General features: G+C 63.6%; 15 protein-coding genes, 1 tRNA gene and 1 pseudogene. 10 read left to right on the top strand and 7 right to left on the bottom strand.

Annotated features, from left to right (window positions below; genetic code table 11):
* Window positions 1–73: 73 nt before the first annotated feature.
* Window positions 74–148 (top strand) — tRNA-Gln (locus ABD906_RS01865).
* A gap of 219 nt (window positions 149–367) precedes the next feature.
* On the opposite strand, the gene ABD906_RS01860 is transcribed toward ABD906_RS01865, so the two are convergent.
* The 4 genes from ABD906_RS01860 to ABD906_RS01845 form a co-directional block, all read right to left on the bottom strand.
* Window positions 368–745 (bottom strand): RidA family protein, encoded by a 378-nt coding sequence (locus tag ABD906_RS01860; protein ID WP_345097911.1) that lies wholly within the window; start codon window positions 743–745, stop codon window positions 368–370.
* 509 nt (window positions 746–1,254) lie between these two features.
* Complete coding sequence (locus ABD906_RS01855) at window positions 1,255–3,588, bottom strand: 3-hydroxyacyl-CoA dehydrogenase/enoyl-CoA hydratase family protein (RefSeq protein ID WP_345097909.1); 2,334 nt, start codon at window positions 3,586–3,588, stop codon at window positions 1,255–1,257.
* 126 nt (window positions 3,589–3,714) lie between these two features.
* Window positions 3,715–4,677, bottom strand: a complete 963-nt coding sequence (locus ABD906_RS01850) for an NAD(P)H-dependent flavin oxidoreductase (protein WP_345097908.1) — start codon at window positions 4,675–4,677, stop codon at window positions 3,715–3,717.
* A complete protein-coding gene (locus ABD906_RS01845; RefSeq protein WP_345097907.1) occupies window positions 4,655–5,263 on the bottom strand; it encodes a TetR/AcrR family transcriptional regulator in 609 nt (202 codons plus the stop codon). Before ABD906_RS01845 ends, ABD906_RS01850 begins: the two co-directional genes overlap by 23 nt.
* Window positions 5,264–5,426: 163 nt before the next feature.
* On the opposite strand from ABD906_RS01845, the gene ABD906_RS01840 reads away from it, so the two are divergent.
* Window positions 5,427–6,572 (top strand): acyl-CoA dehydrogenase family protein, encoded by a 1,146-nt coding sequence (locus ABD906_RS01840; protein WP_345097906.1) that lies wholly within the window; start codon window positions 5,427–5,429, stop codon window positions 6,570–6,572.
* A gap of 158 nt (window positions 6,573–6,730) precedes the next feature.
* On the opposite strand, the gene ABD906_RS01835 is transcribed toward ABD906_RS01840, so the two are convergent.
* Window positions 6,731–8,086 (bottom strand): phosphomannomutase/phosphoglucomutase, encoded by a 1,356-nt coding sequence (locus ABD906_RS01835; RefSeq protein ID WP_345097905.1) that lies wholly within the window; start codon window positions 8,084–8,086, stop codon window positions 6,731–6,733.
* A 204-nt stretch (window positions 8,087–8,290) separates the two neighbouring features.
* Between ABD906_RS01835 and ABD906_RS01830 the strand changes: the two genes are divergently transcribed.
* From ABD906_RS01830 to cysQ, 4 genes are all read left to right on the top strand, one after another.
* The gene (locus ABD906_RS01830) at window positions 8,291–9,409 is read left to right on the top strand and encodes a DegT/DnrJ/EryC1/StrS family aminotransferase (RefSeq protein WP_345097904.1); all 1,119 of its coding nucleotides are present in this window, start codon (window positions 8,291–8,293) and stop codon (window positions 9,407–9,409) included.
* Window positions 9,410–9,584: 175 nt separating this feature from the next.
* A complete protein-coding gene (gene cysD, locus ABD906_RS01825) occupies window positions 9,585–10,490 on the top strand; it encodes a sulfate adenylyltransferase subunit CysD (protein WP_345097903.1) in 906 nt (301 codons plus the stop codon).
* The gene (cysN, locus tag ABD906_RS01820) at window positions 10,487–12,400 is read left to right on the top strand and encodes a sulfate adenylyltransferase subunit CysN (RefSeq protein WP_378188195.1); all 1,914 of its coding nucleotides are present in this window, start codon (window positions 10,487–10,489) and stop codon (window positions 12,398–12,400) included. Before cysD ends, cysN begins: the two co-directional genes overlap by 4 nt.
* A gap of 40 nt (window positions 12,401–12,440) precedes the next feature.
* A complete protein-coding gene (cysQ, locus tag ABD906_RS01815; RefSeq protein WP_345097901.1) occupies window positions 12,441–13,256 on the top strand; it encodes a 3'(2'),5'-bisphosphate nucleotidase CysQ in 816 nt (271 codons plus the stop codon).
* Here the strand turns inward: cysQ and ABD906_RS01810 are convergent.
* Together ABD906_RS01810 and ABD906_RS01805 are read right to left on the bottom strand one after the other, a co-directional pair.
* Window positions 13,246–14,169, bottom strand: coding sequence for a carbohydrate kinase family protein (locus ABD906_RS01810; RefSeq protein ID WP_345097900.1), 924 nt, complete (start codon window positions 14,167–14,169; stop codon window positions 13,246–13,248). The two genes, cysQ and ABD906_RS01810, sit on opposite strands and share 11 nt — an antisense overlap.
* A 438-nt stretch (window positions 14,170–14,607) precedes the next feature.
* The gene (locus ABD906_RS01805) at window positions 14,608–15,045 is read right to left on the bottom strand and encodes a hypothetical protein (protein ID WP_345097899.1); all 438 of its coding nucleotides are present in this window, start codon (window positions 15,043–15,045) and stop codon (window positions 14,608–14,610) included.
* A gap of 19 nt (window positions 15,046–15,064) precedes the next feature.
* Here ABD906_RS01805 and ABD906_RS01800 point away from each other — a divergent pair, with 19 nt between their 5' ends.
* The 4 genes and pseudogenes from ABD906_RS01800 to ABD906_RS01785 form a co-directional block, all read left to right on the top strand.
* Window positions 15,065–15,283 carry a helix-turn-helix domain-containing protein gene (locus tag ABD906_RS01800; RefSeq protein ID WP_345097897.1) on the top strand — a complete coding sequence of 73 codons (219 nt, stop codon included), beginning with the start codon at window positions 15,065–15,067 and terminating at the stop codon, window positions 15,281–15,283.
* 257 nt (window positions 15,284–15,540) lie between these two features.
* Window positions 15,541–16,029: a hypothetical protein gene (locus tag ABD906_RS01795; RefSeq protein WP_345097895.1), complete on the top strand. Its 489-nt coding sequence runs from the start codon at window positions 15,541–15,543 to the stop codon at window positions 16,027–16,029.
* 89 nt (window positions 16,030–16,118) lie between these two features.
* Window positions 16,119–18,947 (top strand): autotransporter family protein, encoded by a 2,829-nt coding sequence (locus ABD906_RS01790; protein ID WP_345097893.1) that lies wholly within the window; start codon window positions 16,119–16,121, stop codon window positions 18,945–18,947.
* Between the two features lie 20 nt (window positions 18,948–18,967).
* A pseudogene (locus ABD906_RS01785) lies at window positions 18,968–19,248 on the top strand (transposase); the annotation flags it as partial.
* Window positions 19,249–19,349: the final 101 nt, after the last annotated feature.

Raw genomic sequence — 19,349 nt, 5'->3', positions numbered from 1 at the left:
TTGTGAGAAGCTGTGATGGTTACACGTTGCGTTGCGCCGTGCCTGTCGTTATATGGTCGCTCGACAACGCTCTTGGGGCGTAGCCAAGCGGTAAGGCAGCGGTTTTTGGTACCGCCATTCCCTGGTTCGAATCCAGGCGCCCCAGCCACAGACCTCACCCTTTCCAACCAGATCGTCAGTTCGCCCAGTATCGGGAGGCTTCACGATTCGCGCCATTCCACCGAAAGGCGTAGGGGCGGCGGCAAGTCGTTCAAGACGTTGCTTGCTCCGGTATCGAAGCCGTGTTGCAGATGCAGACTTTCCGCCACGGCAAAGAAAAAGCCTCCCCTGACGGGAAGGCTTTCGAGCGCATAGCCAGAGATCGCGGTCAGGCGATGGCGATGATGGCCTCCACCTCAACCTTGGCGCCGCGCGGAAGAGTCGAGACCTCGAAGGTGGCGCGGGCCGGATAGGGCGCCGAGAAGAACTCGCCGTAAGCCGCGTTGATGTCTGCGAAGCGCGACAGTTCGGTGGTCAGGATCGTCGTCTTGATGGTGTTCTTCAGGCTGGTGCCGGCGGCTTCCGCGATCGCCGCAATGTTCTTCAGGCACTGGCGGATCTGCTCGGCCGCGTCGTCCGAATTGAACTCGCCGGTGGCCGGGTCGATCGGAATCTGGCCGGAGACGAAGAGGAGGTCACCATGGCGGATCGCCTGCGAATAGGGGCCGATAGCAGCCGGAGCGTTCGGGGTCTGAATGGGAGTCATGGATCAACCCTTTCGTTTCTGCCAACAAGGTTGCCACGTTCTCGCAATTGCTGCGGCAAGTTGCAAGACGTCAAGCGCATAACGGTGCGGACTGCGCCGCACCGTGAGGGTTACGGGTTGTCTGTCGCGCAAGGAAGATGCGAGTCGGCGGTATGATTAGGGACTTGATTTTTGCCGGCGAGTTCGGTTGAAATTCACCTCAACTTTTCCGTGAGCCAGGCAAAACGGTTACTAGAGGGGGAGGGGCCAGGTCTGAGGCGACAGTCCGGACCTGGCCTGTCTTTTTGTGCTTTCGCCTTCCCGCACTGAGCGCGAGCTGCCCGATGAGGCACTTCCTCCTTATGGTCCCGCAGGCAGGTGGCGGGACGCCGCCATTATTTGACATGCCTGCGGAAGAGAGAGGCCGGTTGGAGCAGCCCATAAATTCCGTGAAACTGCGGACTGCTCCGGCCATCCGGTTTTCAGGGGGGCAGGCTAAAGACCCGCCCCCTTTGGGGAGCCGCTCCGCTCTAGTTTTTCAGCGGCTCGCCGGTCTTCAGCATATGGTCGATGCGGGCGCGGGTTTCCGGCGTGCGGATTAGGTCAAGCAGTGCCTTGCGTTCCAGCGCCATGATGTCCTCTTCCGTGACCGGCTTTCGAGGATCGACATTCTCGCCGCCCGTCAGCACCGTCAGCAGGGCGGAGGCGATGCGGACGTCCGTGTCGGTCAGCCGGCCTGCTGCGCGCTCCCCTTCCACAAAAGCCATGATCTCCTGGTGGCCGGCGCTGCCCGGGACCGCAATGCGGGCGCGCTCCGGCGCTGCGTAGCCGGCCAGCATCTCAAGGGCGAGATCCTTGGCGGCGCCGATCAGGTGGCTACGGTTCATGACGATGCGGCTGCCATCCGGCAGGATGCCATTCGCGCGGGCGTCCAGGGCCGAGCGGCTGGGCGTGCCGGCAAAGATCGTGTCGAAGGCCATGCGCGTGCTGGCCAAGGCGTCCTTGCCCGAGCCCTGGGCCCGCAGCAGCAACTGCGTGCAGCCGCCCCAGCCGGGGACGAGACCCACCTTCACCTCGGGCAGGCCCGCCTGGAGCTCCGCGTGGGCAACGATGGCATTTGCGTGGAGCATCAGCTCGCAGCCGCCGCCGAGAGCGAAGCCGTGCGCGGCCGCCACCACCGGGAAGGGGCTGTATTTCAGACGCAAATAAAGGTTCTGGCCGCGGACGAGATAGTCCTCGATCGCCTGCCACTGGCCCTCGTCGGTCATCCTGGCGAAGAAGCTCAGGTCCGCGCCAGCAGAGAAGGCGCGAGGATCATCATTGCCGATCACGAGGGCCCGGAAGTGCTTCGGCCCTTCGTCGATGGCCCAATCGAGCACGTCGAAAACGGCGGGGGCGAGGCTGTTCATCTTGGTGTGGACCTCGAGGCAGGCGACGCCGTCGCCGAGGTCCCAGACGGAAGCCGCATCGTTGCCGTGCATGGGCTTCGACTTCGCCTTGACGGCGGCGAGCATGGAGACCGGGAACGCGGAGACGGTGGCGCGATCGCCGGTGCTCTGAAGCGGTTTGCCGTCGACATAGAAGCCACCCTGCGCAGCCGCTGCGGCGACGAGCGCGGGAACCTCGATTCCTTCGGCGGCCAGGCGTTCGGCGACGCGGGCCGCACCGTAGCTGTCGGCAAGGCGGAAGGGGCCCTGTCGCCACGCGTATCCAAGCTCCATGCCCTTGTCGATGGACTCCACGTCGCCGGCGATCTCGGGCGCGTGTGTGGCGGAATAGACCAGGGTTTCCCGGAAAGTGGCCCAGGCGTAGCGGCCGAACTTGTCATCGGTGTCAAGCAGCTGGGCCAGGTTCTTGCCGCCGCCCGGCAGGCTCGACGGGGCGAAGGGGATTTCGGCGCGGAACTCGCCGGTCTCCAGGTCGGTTGCGTCCCGGCTCTTGTCCGGGTTCATCCGGTAGTAGCCACTGCCGGACTTGCGGCCAAAGCGGCCCTCGGCAAGGAGCTTTTTGACCGTGTTGTCGCCTGGCAGGTCGTAGCGATGGATGGCGTCGGAGGCCGGGAGGGTGTCCATGAGACTGCCCCAGATCGGCGGAATGAGATCGACGCCGACGAGGTCCAGGAGGCCGAAGACGCCGGTGCGCGGAATGCCGAGGGCGGTGTTGACCGCATCGGCTTCCTCGATGGTGAGACCGAGCCTGCGGGCCTCGATCGCGCCAGCGGCGAGCCAGTAGCAGCCGATGCGGTTGGCAATGAAGCCGGGCGTGTCTCGGCAATCCACGACCGTCTTGCCAAGCACCGTCTCGCAGGCGTTGCGAATGCGGGCGACCGTCTCGGGGGCGTTGGCCGGAGCGGTGACGAGCTCCAGAAGCCGCATGACGCGTGGCGGGTTGAAAAAGTGGGTGATCATGAAGTGCGCGACGAAGCCGGCGTCGAAACCTTCAACCAACTGGGCAAGCGGGATGGTGGAGGTGTTGGACGACACCACGGCGTCCGGTTTGCGGACTGCGGCGATGCGGCGGTAGAGATCACGCTTGGCGTCCAGCTTCTCGATGATTGCCTCGACGATCCAGTCGGCCTCGGCAAGGAGATGGAGGTCGTCTTCCGTGTTGCCGGCCCGGACGAGCCTGGCGGCGTCGGGGTGCATGAAGCCGCCGACCTTCAGCTGTCGGGCAATGCCGCCCTCGGCTGCCGCGTTGCGGGCCGAGGCATCTCCGGGAATGTCCAGAAGGATCACGGGCACGCCCGCATTCGCGAACTGGGCCGCGATGCCGGAGCCCATGGAGCCTGCGCCGATGACCGCCGCACAGCGGATGCCTGACTTCTCCACGCCGACCGCGCGGAACTGACTTTCTGACGTGTTCATGCCGCCTCCAAACCTGTTGCAAATTCTCTTCCTGCCATTGCGCCGGGTTTCCGGCGCAGGGCCTGTCCTCCCGCAGCTGAAGCTGCGATGCCTTGCCTCGGCGCGTTGCGCCGACGACCGAACGGTTCATCCGGCGCTTGCCGGATGGCGCAGACCGACAGCCCGGCGGGCCACCCGATCGAGCTCCTGACGATATTCATGGATCAGGCGCGCGCAGAGTTCGGCCACTGGCAGCACCTCGTCGATCGCGCCCACGCCCTGGCCTGCCGACCAGATGTTCTTCCACGCCTTGACCTCGTTGTTCATGTCCAGCCTGCGGTGTGCGGGCAGGTTATCCGGATCTAGACCGGCCGCGACGATGCTGGGTCGCAGAAAATTCGCGGGAACTCCGGAAATCGCGGGGGTGTAGACGATGTCGGCTGCCTTCGACCGGACGAGCATGGCCTTGTACTCGTCGCTTGCCAGCGATTCCTTCGTGGCGATGAAGCGGGTGCCTATATAAGCGAGGTCGGCGCCCATGGCTTCGGCGGCGGCCACGTGGCGGCCGTTGGAAATGGAGCCGGAAAGGATGATCGTGCCGGTGAAGAAGGAGCGGATTTCCTCGACCAGGGCGAAGGGACTCATAGTGCCGCCATGACCACCCGCGCCGGCCGAGACGGCGATTATGCCGTCGACGCCGGCCTCGGCGGCCTTCTCGGCGTGCCGCCGGTTGATGACGTCATGGAAGACGAGCCCGCCGTAGGAATGAACGGCATCCACGACATCGCTGACTGCCCCGAGGGAGGTGATGACGAAGGGCACCCTGTGCTTGACCACCATTTCCAGATCCGCATCGAGGCGCGGGTTGGTGCGGTGGACGATGATGTTGACGCCGAAGGGGGCTGCGCCAGGAAACCCGTCAAGCCGTTCCCGGATCTCCTCCATCCAGGCGACGAAGCCTTCCGTGGTACGCTGGTTGAGCGCAGGAAAGGCGGCTGCCAGGCCGGAGCGGCACGCTTCCACCACGAGGTCCGTGCCGGACGTGAGGAACATGGGCGCCACGATGGCGGGCAGCTTCAGCCTGCCTTCAAATGCTGCCGGTATCGGCATTCTTGGTCCCCTCCATTGCAATCGTGCCGGGTCTGAAGCCCCGAAGAATGGTTTCAACACAGGATTGCGCCACTTCCTCCGCGGACATCGGTCCCGAAGGGTCATACCAGCGCGCGATCCAGTTTAGCGCGCCGGTGGCGACGAAAGTCATGATCCGGGGATCGCCCGGGACGATGGAACCATCGGCGATGCCTTCCTCCACGACGCGGCGGATGGTGGCATCGATCTCGCGCTTGAGGGCACGGAACCGGGCACGGCTTTCCGGCGAAAGCTCGTGGTCGGCTGTGCGGGTGATGCACATGCCGAAATCCTCGGTCATGATGCGGGCATAGCCCAGGAGCAGGGCGCGGAAGCGCTCGTAACCAGTGCCGCCGGTTTCCTCGACGGAGCGGATGATCTCGCGGATGCTGACGAGGCCGCGCCGGACGCATTCAAAAAGAATCTCGTCCTTGTTGCCCAGATAGTAGTAGATGGTGGGCTTGGTGACGTTCATGGAGGCCGCGACGTCGTCGAGGGAGGTGGCATGGAAGCCCTTTTCATTGAACGAGCGGACCGCTGCCTGAAGCAGGGCTTCACGCTTGTCCATGCGTTCCGTTTCACGGTCCCGGCGCGAGGGCCAGGGGGAACGGGTCGGGCGTTCAGTCATGGTCGGCAGGACCTCGGGACGAACTCTTTATTCCATTGCGTAGGTTATATACTCGTGAGTAAATAACCGCAACGTCGGCGCCGTCGATGTGGAGGAGACGACGATGATCCTGAGCGAAGACCAGAACATGGTGCTGGACATGGCTCGCCGCTTCGCGGAGGAACGGTTGAAGCCGTTTGCGGCGGAGTGGGACAAGACGAAGCATTTCCCGCGCGAGCAGCTTCGTGAGATGGGGGAGCTTGGCCTGATGGGCATGCTGGTGCCGCCGCAATACAACGGGGCGGGCACCGACTACGTCTCCTATGCCCTGGCAATCGAGGAAATCGCGGCGGGCGATGGCGCCGTTTCGACCATCATGAGTGTCCACAACTCGGTGGGCTGCATGCCCATCCTGAAGTTCGGGACGGAGGAACAGAAGGAGCGCTTTCTGAAGCCGCTGGCATCGGGCGAGTGGCTCGGCGCGTTCTGCCTGACGGAGCCGCAGGCGGGATCTGATGCCTCGGCGCTGAAGACGCGGGCCGTCCGGAAGGGCGACCGGTACGTCATTAGCGGCTCGAAGCAATTCATCACGAATGGCCAGAATGCCGATGTGGCGATCGTGTTCGCGGTAACGGACCCGTCCGCCGGCAAGAGGGGAATCAGCGCCTTCATCGTGCCGACGGATTCTCCCGGCTATCGGGTGGTGCGGATCGAGGACAAGCTGGGGCAGAGTCTCTCGGATACCGCGCAGCTTGCTTTCGAGGACCTGGAGGTGCCGGAGGAAAACCGCCTCGGCGAGGAGGGTGAGGGATACCGCATCGCGCTAGCCAACCTGGAGGGCGGGCGGATCGGCATTGCGGCGCAATGCGTGGGCATGGCGCGCGCGGCGCTGGAGGCGGCTTTGGCCTATGCGCAGGAACGGGAGGCCTTCGGGGTGAAGCTGATGGAGCATCAGGCGGTCGCGTTCCGGCTCGCCGACATGGCAACGCAGGTGGAGGCGGCGCGGCAGCTGGTGCTGCATGCGGCGAGCCTCAAGGAGGTGGGGCAGCCCGCGTTGCAGGCAGCCTCCATGGCGAAGCTGTTCGCCTCGGAGATGGCGGAGCGGGTGTGCTCCGACGCCATCCAGGTCCACGGCGGCTATGGCTACATGAAGGACTATCCCGTGGAGCGAATCTACCGCGACGTGCGGGTGTGCCAGATCTACGAGGGAACGAGCGACATTCAGCGGCTGGTGATCGCGCGGGGGCTGGCCGAACGCGGGGTGAGCTAGAGCAAACTCACCACAGGGACCGGCAAGGAAACCGCTGGGCGTCGAAGCCTTGCGGTCTCCAGGGCCGTCGCTCTGAGCCTGGTGAGGGAGATAGATCCGGGTTGTCGGCTTCTCTTCGCCACAGCGGCAACTGCGAAGAGAAGCCCACTGCGACAGGCTCAGCCGCGGATCAGGTTCGAGATTTCTTCGACACGCGCAGCGAGGAGCCGCTGATCGGCGCGGGTCTCGACGTTCAGGCGAAGCAGCGGCTCGGTGTTGGACGAGCGCAGGTTGAAGCGCCAGTCGCCGAAGTCCATGCCGAGGCCGTCGATCGTCTCCAGCTTTGGATTGAATTTCTCGAAATGACTGGCGACACGGTCGAGCACTGCCTTGGCATCGTCGACCTTGAAGTTGATCTCGCCGGAACAGGGGAAGGCCGCAATGCGGGCCTCCAGCACGTCGGCCAGGCGCTCGCCGCTGGCGGACAGTTCCGCCACAACGTCGAGCCAGGCGAGCATACCTGAGTCGCAGTAGCTGAAGTCGCGGAAGTAGTGGTGAGCGCTCATCTCGCCACCGTAGATGGCGTTCTCCTCGCGCATCATCTGCTTGAAATAGGCGTGGCCGGTACGGCAGGGAAGAGCCCGTCCGCCCAGGCTCTCGACGATGTCGATGGTGTTCCAGGTGAGCCGCGGATCGTAGAGGATGGTGCTGCCGGGCTCCTTCTCCAGCATGCGCTTGGCGATCATGCCGACGAGGTAGTAGCCCTCCACGAAGCGGCCCTTGTGGTCGTAGAGGAAGCAGCGGTCGAAGTCGCCGTCCCAGGCGATGGCAAGATCGGCACCGTGCTCGACCACCGCGCGGCTTGCCTTCTCGCGCCTCTCGGGAAGGAGCGGGTTCGGGATGCCGTTGGGCAGGCGCGGGTCGGGCTCGTGGTCGACCTTGATGAAGGTGAAGGGCAGATGCTTCTCAAGGAGGTCGATAATCGGGCCGGCGCAGCCATTGCCGGCATGGCAGACGATCTTGAGCGGCTTCAAGGGAAGGCCGGCGACCTCATTGAGAAGGCGGTCGATGTAGCGGGACCGGTCGGCTTCGTCGAGGAGCGTGCCGCGTCCGGCATAGCTCGCTGCGACGGTGAACGTGTTGCCGCTGTTGAGAGCGGCCTCGATGGCGTTGAATGCGTTGTCCGGCGTGGCGGCGGCCGCGCCCTTCAGAACCATCTTGATGCCGTTGTAGTCGGCGGGATTGTGGCTGGCAGTGACCATCAGGCCCGCGTCGGCGCCGCTGTCGGCGGTGTGGAAGTAGACTTCCTCGGTGCCGCAGCGGCCGACGGGAATGACGTCCACGCCGCTGTCGAGGAATCCCTGAATCAGTGCATGGGCGAGCGACGGGCTGTCGAGGCGCATGTCGTGGCCGATGACCACGGAGCGAGGGTTGAGAGTTTCTTTGGTCGCCTGTGCAAAACGATAGGCAAACGGAACATTGAGCTCGCGCGGGATTTGTCCGCGCACATCATACGCCTTGAATGGAGCGGCCATACAACACTCTCCTTTGTTGCGAGGCAGGCCATAGATGTCAGGCCATAGATGTAATGTGTCAAAAGAAAGTTGCAGCTTTGGCGAAGGAACGCAACCTGTTCACTGGTTGTAACAGTGCCTGCGACAGAGTGAACGCTGCTTTCTGTTGCTAAACAATCCGCGCGGGCATATTCAGCGCACGTTGACGCTGTAAAGGGTACCAGCATGCAGTTCATTGACCTTGGCGCGCAGCGCGCCCGCATTCAGGATCGACTCGAAAAGGCGTTGGCCAAGGTCCTGAACGAGGGACGATACATCCTTGGCCCGGAAGTCGCGGAGTTCGAGCAGAAGCTGGCGGAATACGTGGGCGTGAAGCACGTGGTTGCGTGCGCCAACGGTACGGATGCGCTTCAGATTCCCTTGATGGCGAACGAGATCGGGCGGGGCGACGCCGTGTTCGTTCCAAGCTTCACGTTTGCCGCGACCGCTGAAGTGGTGGCGCTGGTGGGCGCCACGCCGGTGTTCGTGGATGTCGATCCGGACACCTACAACATGGATGTGACAAGCCTGGAGACGGCGATCGCCGACGTGCGCCGGGACGGACAGCTGACGCCCAAGGCGATCATCCCCGTGGACCTCTTCGGTCAGCCGGCGCGTTTCGACGAAATCAGCGCGATTGCCGTGCGCGAGGGGCTGCTGGTGATCGAGGATGCGGCGCAGTCGATCGGCGGCCGCCGAGACAATACCATGTGCGGCGCGTTCGGGAACGTGGCGGCGACCAGCTTCTATCCCGCCAAGCCGCTCGGCTGCTATGGCGACGGCGGTGCGATGTTTACGAATGACGCCGAGCTTGCCGACGTGTTGCGCTCGGTCGCCTTCCACGGCAAGGGTGCCAGCCAGTACGACAACGTGCGCATCGGCATGAACTCGCGCCTAGACACGATGCAGGCGGCGATCCTGCTCGCCAAGCTCGAGATCCTGCCGGAAGAGATGGAGATGCGCGCCGAGGTCGCCAAGCGCTACAACGAGCTGCTCGGCGACATGGTGAAGGTGCCGGTGCTGCCGGAGAACGTGCGCTCGGCCTGGGCGCAGTATGCGATCGAGACGAAGAACCGCGACCAGGTGCGCTCGCGCCTGCAGCAGGAGGGCATTCCTTCCGTCATCTACTACGAGAAGGCGCTGCACCTGCAGAAGGCCTACGCTGCGTTCCCGCGCGTTTCCTCCGGACTGCCGGTCTCCGAAACGCTGCCCGAACGCATTCTCTGCCTGCCGATGCACCCCTATCTGAAGGCCGAGGACCAGGAGCGCATCGCGAACGCGATCCGCGAGGCGCTGAAGGGCTGAGACGCCGGACATACGGACGTCTTGCCGGCGCGGGGAAGAACTTTTCCCGTTCTTCTCCCCCGGCGAAAAACCAAGGCGAATCCGAGCTTATACTTGGTTCAGGGCTCCTTGAAGAGGAGCCCGTTTCGCATGTTTACTTCCCACATAAGCACTCTGGTCTGGGAAGTTCCTTCACATGCGCTCAGCCCATTCTCACCTCCAGCGCCTGGAGGCGGAATCGATTCATATCATGCGGGAAGTGGCGGCGAATTTCGCCAGGCCCGTCATGCTGTATTCGATCGGCAAGGATTCGTCGGTGCTGCTGCATCTGGCAATGAAGGCCTTCTATCCGGCCAAGCCGCCGTTCCCGATCCTGCACGTCGACACCACCTGGAAATTCCGCGAGATGATCGCGTTCCGCGACCGCATGGCGCGGGAGCTCGGGTTCGACCTGTTGGTGCACGTGAACGAGGAGGGTGTGCGGCAGGGGATCAGTCCGTTTACCCATGGCGCCGGCATCCACACGCATGTGATGAAGACGCTGGCGCTCCGGCAGGCGATGGAGAAGTACGGGTTCGACGCTGCCTTCGGGGGCGCCAGGCGAGACGAGGAAAAGTCCCGGGCGAAGGAACGGATCTTCTCGTTCCGCAACGCAGCCCACGCGTGGGATCCGAAGAACCAGCGCCCGGAGATGTGGAAGATCTACAACACGCGGGTGCAGCCGGGAGAGTCGATCCGTGTCTTTCCTCTCTCCAACTGGACCGAGCTCGACATCTGGCAGTACATCCTGCTCGAGAACATTCCCATTCCATCGCTGTACCTGGCGACGCGCCGGCCGGTCGTGAACCGGGGCGGGCAATGGATCATGGTGGATGACGAGCGCATGCCGATACAGCCCGGCGAGGTGGTGGAGGAGCGGATGGTGCGCTTCCGCACGCTCGGCTGCTACCCGCTCACGGCGGCCATCGAATCCGAGGCCGACACGCTGGAGGAAGTGGTGGCGGAGACGCTGATCGCCCGCTCCTCCGAGCGGCAGGGCCGCCTGATCGACCACGACGAAGCCGGTTCCATGGAAAAGAAGAAGAGGGAAGGGTACTTCTGATGCACGCTGCCGCCGAGGTACTAGAGAGGCCCCAGGTCACCGACGTCCGCGCCTACATCGCCCAGCAGCAGAACAAGAGCCTGCTCAGGTTCATCACCTGCGGGTCGGTGGATGACGGGAAGTCGACGCTTATCGGGCGGTTGCTCTATGACACGAAGCTGGTGTTCGAGGACCAGCTGGCGGCGCTGCATCACGACTCTCTCCGGCATGGCACGAACGGGAGGGAGCTGGACCTGGCGCTACTGGTGGACGGGCTGGAAGCCGAGCGGGAGCAGGGAATCACGATCGACGTGGCCTACCGGTTCTTCTCGACGGCAAGGCGCAAGTTCATCGTGGCGGACACGCCCGGGCACGCGCAGTACACCCGCAACATGGCGACCGGAGCTTCGACGGCGGACCTCGCGGTGGTGCTGGTGAACGCGAAGGCTGGGCTTCTGCAACAGACACGGCGGCACACGATCATTGCCTCGCTTCTCGGCATCCGGCACATCGTGCTGGCGGTCAACAAGATCGATCTCGTGGATTTCGATCAGAACGTGTTTGAGGGTATCCGCGAGGCTTACGAAGCTTTCGCTGAGGGGCTGGGGTTTGCCACCATCCAGGCCATTCCGATGTCGGCGAAATTCGGCGACAACGTCATCAAGCGGTCGGCGAGCATGGATTGGTATGGGGGGCCGACGCTCATAGAACATCTTGAGTCGGTGGAGATCGAGGAGCCTGCGCGAAGCCAGCCGTTCCGCTTTCCGGTGCAGTATGTGAACCGGCCGAATGCGGACTTCCGCGGGTTCGCCGGAACGATTGCAGCGGGCAGCGTCCGGGTGGGAGACGAGGTGCTGATTCCGAACCCAAGGGCAGCGGCGCGGGTGAGCCGGATCGTTACTTGTGACGGGAATCTCGAAGAAGCGACGCGCGGACAGGCGGTAACGCTGGTGCTCGACCGCGAGGTGGATGTCTCGCGGGGAACGATCCTTTCCTCGCCCGAGCGCAAGCCACATGTGGCCGATCAGCTCACCGCTCAGGTGATCTGGTTTCACGAGGAGCCGCTGGCGGAGGGGCGCATCTTCCTGCTCAGGACCGAGACGGACCAGGTGAGCGCCAAGGTAACCCGGCTCGATCATCGAATTGATATCAACACCTATCAGCCGGTGGAGGCGAAGGCGCTGGAGATGAACGAGGTGGGGGCGTGCGAGTTCTCGTTGCAGGCGCCAATCACCTTCGATGCGTTCGCTGATAACAAGGCGACCGGCTCGTTCATCCTGGTCGACCGGATGACGAATGCGACCGTGGGCGCGGGCATGTTCCTGAAGCCGCTCCGGCGGGCGGCGAATATCCAGTGGCAGAAGCTTGACGTGAACAAGGCGGCGCGGGCCGAGCAGAAGCAGCAGAAGCCGGTGATCCTGTGGTTCACAGGTCTGTCCGGATCCGGCAAGTCGACCATCGCCAATCTGCTCGAACGCAAGCTGCATGCGAGCGGGCAGCACACCTACATCCTCGACGGCGACAATGTGCGGCACGGGCTCAACCGCGACCTCGGCTTCAGCCCTGAGGACCGGATCGAGAACATCCGGCGCGTGGCGGAGGTGGCCAAGCTGATGGCGGATGCCGGGCTCATTGTGCTGGTGTCGCTGATCTCACCCTACCGTGCGGAGCGGGCGATGGCGCGGCAGCTCGCGGACACGGACGAGTTCGTCGAGATCTTCGTGGACACGCCGCTCGAGGAGTGCATCGCGCGGGACCCGAAGGGGCTCTATGCGCGGGCGCTAAAGGCGGAGATCAGGAATTTCACGGGGATCGATGCGCCATATGAGGCGCCGGAGACGCCGGATGTTCATCTGAAGACGATGGGACGCACGCCGGAAGACCTTGTCGCGGAACTCGAAAACTGGTTGAGAGAACACGGTTATTGCTGATTGCGGGAAAGCGCTTGTCCGTTTTCCCATGGAGAGCGGGATGGGAGACGACAGGCAGCTCAAGGGATTGGACGGAGACCTGCTCCCGCTGTTCGAGAGGCTCGCGATCGAGGCCGGGCACGTGATCATGCGCCACTACGAGCAGGGCTTTTCGGTCGAGCACAAGGCTGACGACTCTCCCGTGACGGCCGCCGACAGGGATGCCGAGGCGGTGATCCTGGACGGCCTGCGGGCTCAGGGGCTGGCCCTTCCCTGCGTGGCTGAGGAAAGCGTGTCGCGCGGAGTGATTCCCGCCTGCGGCGACGCCTTCCTGCTCATCGACCCGCTGGACGGAACGCGGGAATTCGTGAACCGGCGGCCGGATTTCACGGTCAACATCGCGCTTGTTCGGGGAGGAGCACCGGTGCTGGGCGTCATTTATGCGCCGGCGCGCAACCTGCTCTTCCGCGGCGGGGCGGATGGTGCGTTCGAGGTCGAGGTGAAGGGGCGCGACATCGCGGGGCGGAAGCGCATCCAGGCGCGGGCCCGAAGGGCGGACGAGCCGCCGGTGATCCTCGCAAGCCTCTCGCACCGGACACCGGAGACGGACGCCTATATCGCCCGCTTTCCGGGCGCACGGGTGACCTCGATAGGCTCATCGCTGAAGTTCTGCCTGATCGCCCGCGGAGAAGCGGATCTCTATCCCAGGTTCGGGCCGACCATGCAGTGGGACACGGCGGCGGGAGACGCGATCCTGCGCGCGGCGGGCGGGATGACGCGGGACGTGGCGGGCAATCCGCTCGTCTATGGTCCGCGGGAGGACAGCGGTTTTCTCAATCCTTCCTTCGTAGCCGAGGGAGCAGGTTTCACGGCGTGAGTTCGTGGCGCCAGGGCGGGTTGGCTCCGTGCCGCGAGACGGTGACGGCGGCCGCCTTCGACGCGAAGGAAAGGGCTGCCGCAAGGGTTTCTTCCGACAGGTTCCGGACACGGTCCTTGGTGAGCTCGCCCCGCTCGTGGAGGGCGGCGAGAAAGCCGGCGTTGAAGGTATCGCCCGCGCCGATGGTATCGGCAACGGTGACGGGGATGGCCGGGACAGACAGGCTGCCGCCATTCCAGAAGGCAGTGGTGCCGCGCGCGCCGGAGGTGAGAAGCACCAGGCTTGCGCCAGCGGACAGGATAGAGGCGATGGCCCGGTCCTGCGGCTCTCCCGGTGCGATCCAGTCGAGATCCTCGTCGGAAATCTTCACGATGTCGGCAATTTCGAACAGGCGATGGATGCGGGCGCGATGGCGTTCTTCATCGTGAATGAAGGCGGGGCGGATGTTGGGGTCAAGCATGATCACCCGATGGGACGCCTCTCGCCGCATGAGCGTCTCGTAGACGCTTCCGCAGGGCTCGGCCACCAGGCTGATGCCGCCTGAGAGCAGGGCCCGGACCGCATCGTTCGGCGGAGGCAGATCATCGGCCGAGAGCATCCGGCCGGCGGTGTTCTCGTCGTAGAAGAAGTAAGTGGCCTGACCGTCACGCAAATCCACGAAAGCGAGGGTGGTGGGGCGGCCGGAGATCACGGCGGGCGAGAGATCGACGCGGCTCTCGCGGAGCCTTTCCCGCAGGAGCGAACCGAAGGGATCGGAGGACAGACCGGAGAAGAAGGATACCGGAACGCCCAGGCGGCCGAGCGCGATGGCACTGTTGAAGGCCGCGCCGCCCGGGACGGGACGCAGGACGGGTTCACCACCAGCGGTTGCCGGCAGCATGTCGATCAGGGCTTCTCCGCAGCAAAGGATCATGATTCCCCTCAGGATGCAGGTTTGCCCTCAGTCTAGGCAGAAGGCATCGGAGGGGCCAGACCGATGAAAGGGGAAGACTGGCGACCGGCCGAGCGCAGGCTCCCCAGTGAAGAAAAGTTGATCGGCCCCCACGGACGGGTCCAATTTGATTGTTAGTGCAATGATGGTCGTGGCGCCAGCGCGGGCGGCATCGCTGGTTGGGGTTGCAGGGCCGCCCGCGCGAATGCCGGGATGAAGACCTCCGGCGCCGGCGGCTTGTAGCCGCGGGCCGGCGCCCGGAGCGCTCTCCCCGGGTGCTGGATGCGATGTGCCGTTCGCCCGCCCGCAGGCGCTGGCGCATGCAGGTGTCGGCAGTCTTATGATGCATGAAATGGAGAAGCCCGGTCCGCCGGGCGACGGCGGAGGGCTAGCCTATGCGGGCTATTCGAAACTCGTGGTTCATGGGTTGCTGCCTCCGCTGGCAGACTCCCGGGCCCATCCCGGGAGCATGGAGCGGCCGGTTAGTTCATTCTGACACGAGATGCAAACAAAATCTCCCCAGTGTTGCATCATCTGCGGCAATTTTAGCAGTTTTTCGTGAACGAGGAGCCCGAGCCGGCGCCTAGTAAGGTCGCCCAGCAGCCGCAGCAGGGCCTCGTCCAGCAGCCCGCTTCCAACGCCAGCCCGGAAGATCCTGTTCTTCTGCTCCGAGCTCAGGGGCTCGGTCGACTGTCTGGGCGCAGCTGTCGCCGGATACCGCAGCTTCGCTCCGTGGAACGGATTGGGGGACTCGTAGAAGGTCATCCCGTATCGGATGATCGCTTGGACGGTGGCGACGTATCCGTTCTCCAGCGCAGAGCGCTTCAGCGGCCTGAAGCGCAGGTCGGCGTTGTCCACCAGGATCTCCCGCGGCGACATGTGCGCAGGGCGATGGCGTTCCTCTGTTGAACAGCACATTCGCGTCAAGGGATGGTCGCAGACTGAGGCCACCCGCCGCCTGGGCGTCACCCAGCCGCGCATCTCTGACCTGCTGCTCGGCAAGATCAATCTCTTTGGGCCGGATTCGCTCGTTAACATAGCAACCGCTGCGGGCCTGCACGTTGAAATGCAGGTGCATGAGCTGAAACCTGCTTAGGCGCACCATGAGCAATTCAGCCTAACGAGCGAACGCCGCAGCACTCATGATCCTTGTCAGACGCATCGCACGACACTCATGATACGTTTCGGCCCGGATTCTTAATCTAATTGCATACGATTGCCACGATCACTGTTCTAAGGTACTTGGGGGCGGAGATTAAGCGATTGGGGGGTAGGAAACCTGCCCATTGCCGAAATCGCTGGTATTTGTCAGATAGAAACAATGGCGTAGGAACAACCTATCCTGCAGAACTTATGAGCGGAATCAGACTTTCAACGTTAGGCATTGCTGCGGGATTAGTTGCGCAGTCGAGTCTGGGGTCGGCGTGGGCGGCGGAGGAATGCGGTCCTCCATCAGCCGGAATCGAGCCTGAAGTGATCTGCTCGGGCGATCCCGGGCAATATTCCGCTGGTATCTCTTATCTGGAGCCCTTCATACCCCATGGCTTATGGCTCACCCTTGATTCCACGGTAACGATTCTGCGTGCGGCCGGTACAGCAAATCACGGCGTGGACCTGGCGACGAACGGGCCGAACGCGATTCGCCTTGACCTGGCCGACAATGTTCGAATTTCCGTTGCCGGCACCCATGCCCAGGGAGCCAAGCTCAAGGGCAGGAGTAATCTGACTGTTGACTCCGGCGCGAATATCGACGTGACCGACCCTTCGGCCACCGCCGATGGCAGCTCCACCCATGCCATCTTCGCCGAGATTGACGACCTAGTGCCACGGGCAATATCTTGATCAATCAGCGGGCCGGCAGCCGATTGACGGCGTCCGGGGTCGAGAGCGGCGGGATAGGAGCGTTCCACGAGGGGCAGGGATCGGTCCTGGTGACCACGTCCGGCGAAATCGACGTCACGACGGATGGTGGTAGTGGCGTGATCGTCTGGGGTCTCACACGGCCAGGTGCCTCGCAGCCGAGCACCGCCGACGTGAAAGTCGTTCAAACGAGCACCGGGAGCATTTCAGTCGATGGCAACGGTGCCTCGGGGGTGTATGCCCTCAACGACGGAACAGGGCATGCCGAAATAGAAATCGACGGGTCCGTGACCGTTAGGGGCACTGGGGTGTCCGGGCTGCTTTCGGTGGTAAACGATCCCGATAGTCAAGCGCGATCAACCGCCGCGATATCCTCAACGGGCCGTATCCATGCTGAAGGATCTGCCGCGTATGCGGTACATGCGGTGACGATCGGCAAGGGCGAGGTAGGCGTCGTGTCGGCAGGTCAGGTCACTGCCGATGGTGATGGCGCGCGCGGCGTGAACATCACTGCGACAAATGTCGATCATGACGACCCTGCCTACGCCGTGGTCCAGCGGGGCATCGTGCGAGCATCTGGAGAACGGGCACGGGGAATCGTTGTGGAAAGCGCTGGTTCCGGTCAGTTGAGCGCTGCCGTGGCTTCAGGTGTCGAGGTAGAGGCTGTCGGTACCGACTCCATAGGTGTCCAGGTCACCGGCCTTACGTCCGGCGGCTTGTCCCGGCGGGCGCGTGTCGCGGCGCAGATCGACGGAGGCGTGGCGTCCGATGGGGCGTATGGTGTCGGCGTTGCAATCACGACAGACGATGACACGGCATCCTTGATGGTCAGTTCCAGTGGTCGGGTGTTTGGCGGATGGCAGTCCGATGCGGCCAGCAGGTCGGGCGCCCACGGTTTCTCTGCCGCAGGTGTAGCTCTGAACAGCAATGTTTCCGCCAGCCTCCGGAACGAAGGGCGCATCGGTGCGGGATCAGACCGCGCTGTTGTAGATTCCGGGCGCCATACGGGCGGGGTCGGCAACTTGACCCTGGAGAACCGGGGCGTGATCACCGGATTCATGGAATTTGCCTCTGGGGGGCAGAACTACGTACTCAACCGGACTGGTGGTGACTTTGCGTTCCGGCATTTCGCGGATACGGATGGTGATGGCGCGCGCGATACGAAGCGCGTCGCCGTTTCGGATTTCGGATCGGCCGCTAGTCGGTTCGACAATCAGGCTGGCGCCTCTGTGCGTCTGAGTTCCGCCGAAGGCGCGCGAACCGTTGACACGACCGGGTTCTATCTGCCCACGACGGGGGTGGATAACCGCGCTTTGCCTGCAGATGTGTATGACATGACTCGCGACGGCATCGTCCAAGGCCAATTGCTCAACCTAGGCGAGTTCAATCATGCGGGCCTGATGGACCTGCGCGGTGCCGAGATCGGCAACACGTTGCTGATCACTGGCGCGGGAGCTTTAGTGCTTGGCCCCGGCAATGGGATGTTCGTCTCTGATGGTGGCACGCTGTGGCTGAGGGCCGGCGCGCGTTCTGCTGGCGCGGCGGATCCCGCTGACCGCTATGCCGACATGTTGATCGTGGATGCGACGCGGCTGGGCGCGAATGGTGCGACGCGCATCCAGGTGGATTACGATCCCGAGGATATGGGGCAACTGACCAGCGGCAATGGCATCGAGCTGGTGGAAGTCCGCGATAAATCAGCATCGGCTCCAGGCGTCTTTGCCTTGGGCAACCGTGTAGCGTCCGGTGCGTATGAGTATGCGCTACACCATGGTGGGGTGGGCGAGGACGCTGGCGACGGCAACTGGTATTTGCGCAGTTTCCTGCGCGTCGACCCGGATACACGTGCGCAGCCGGCCGTGGAGGTGCCCCATTATCGCAAGGAGGTTCCGGTGTTCATGGCCGTGCCGGCGCTGGCGCATCGTCTCGGCCTGGACGTGATCGGCACCTATCATGACCGGGCCGGCGAGGACCATGTCGTGCTTTCTGCGAAAGGCGCAGGCCGGGATTACAGTTGGCAGGAAGACAACGATCGACGCGCCTGGGGCCGGGTTTTTGGCAGCAGCGGCAAGGTCGGGGGTGGTGGCGATAGCGGCTTAAGTCGCTTTCAGTGGTTCGAGGACAACGGTCCTCGCTATGGCTTCGATCTGGGGGGTATCCAGATTGGCCAGGATCTCTACAGCCGTCTGGATGACGACGGCACACATGACGTGGCAGGAGTGTACTTTGCGGCCTCCCGCGCAACGGCCCGCGTGGATGCGGTATTGGGCGGGTCCGCCGGCGAGGTCTCCATGAATGGCTATACCCTTGGCGCCTATTGGACGCACGTGAGCGAGACAGGCTCCTACATCGACGCCGTGGCGCAGGTCACGAGATACGATGCCGCTCGCGCGTGGTCAGTCGAGGGCGAGGAAATCGCTCCTGATGGCTGGGGCGCTACTGCTTCCCTGGAGATGGGCTACTCGTTCGAACTGAGCGAGAGCTGGAATATCGAGCCTCAAGCTCAGCTGATTTACCAAACCGTAACCTTGGGCAACACGCATGACCAGTACGGCAGTGTTCGGTATGCCAATTCGGACGCATGGCATGGCCGCCTCGGCGCTCGCCTGGTGAAGAATTGGGAAGGGGCGGATGGGCAGGAGTACGCATTCTGGGGGCGCGCCAATGTTTGGCACGATTTCGGGGCGCATGCGCAAACCACGTTCTCGTCCGTGAACGGCCGGAATGCGGTGGATTTGAGAACCGGCCTCGGCAGCACACGGGCTCAGCTGGGTCTGGGCTTCAACGCGCAGGTGAGAGAAGAGCTGAGCACTTTCATTGCAGTCGATTACGAGCAGAGCTTGAGCGATCGCCGGTCCCGCAGTGTGAGCGGACACATCGGTCTGCAGTACGTGTGGTGAGGGTCTCTCGCCGTCTTGTGGCGACCTACTTCAACTGGAAGAAGAAGTATTCCGGCATGATGCCGTCGGAGATGAAGCGGCTGCGCGAGCTTGAGCAGGAGAATGCCCGGCTGAAGAAGATCGTGGCGGCCCTGACGCTCGACAAGGAGATGCTGCAGGACGTCATCAAACGAAAGCTCTGAGGCCTGGCCGGAAGAGAGCGCTGGTCGACGCGCTGCGTGCCGAATGGGCCATATCGATCCGCCGAGCCTGTGCGGCGATCCGGTTTGACCCGAAGACGTATCGGTACAAGTCGCGCCGTGATCGGCCCCCACGGACGGGTCCAATTTGATTGTTAGTGCAATGATGGTGGTGGCGCCAGCGCGGGCGGCATCGCTGGTTGGGGTTGCAGGGCCGCCCGCG

The sequence above is a fragment of the Chelativorans composti genome, assembly GCF_039541695.1.
Taxonomy (GTDB): Bacteria; Pseudomonadota; Alphaproteobacteria; order Rhizobiales; family Rhizobiaceae; genus Chelativorans; species Chelativorans composti.
Note: the sequence above shows the minus strand (reverse complement) of the source record. Positions and strands in the feature narration are given on the sequence as shown.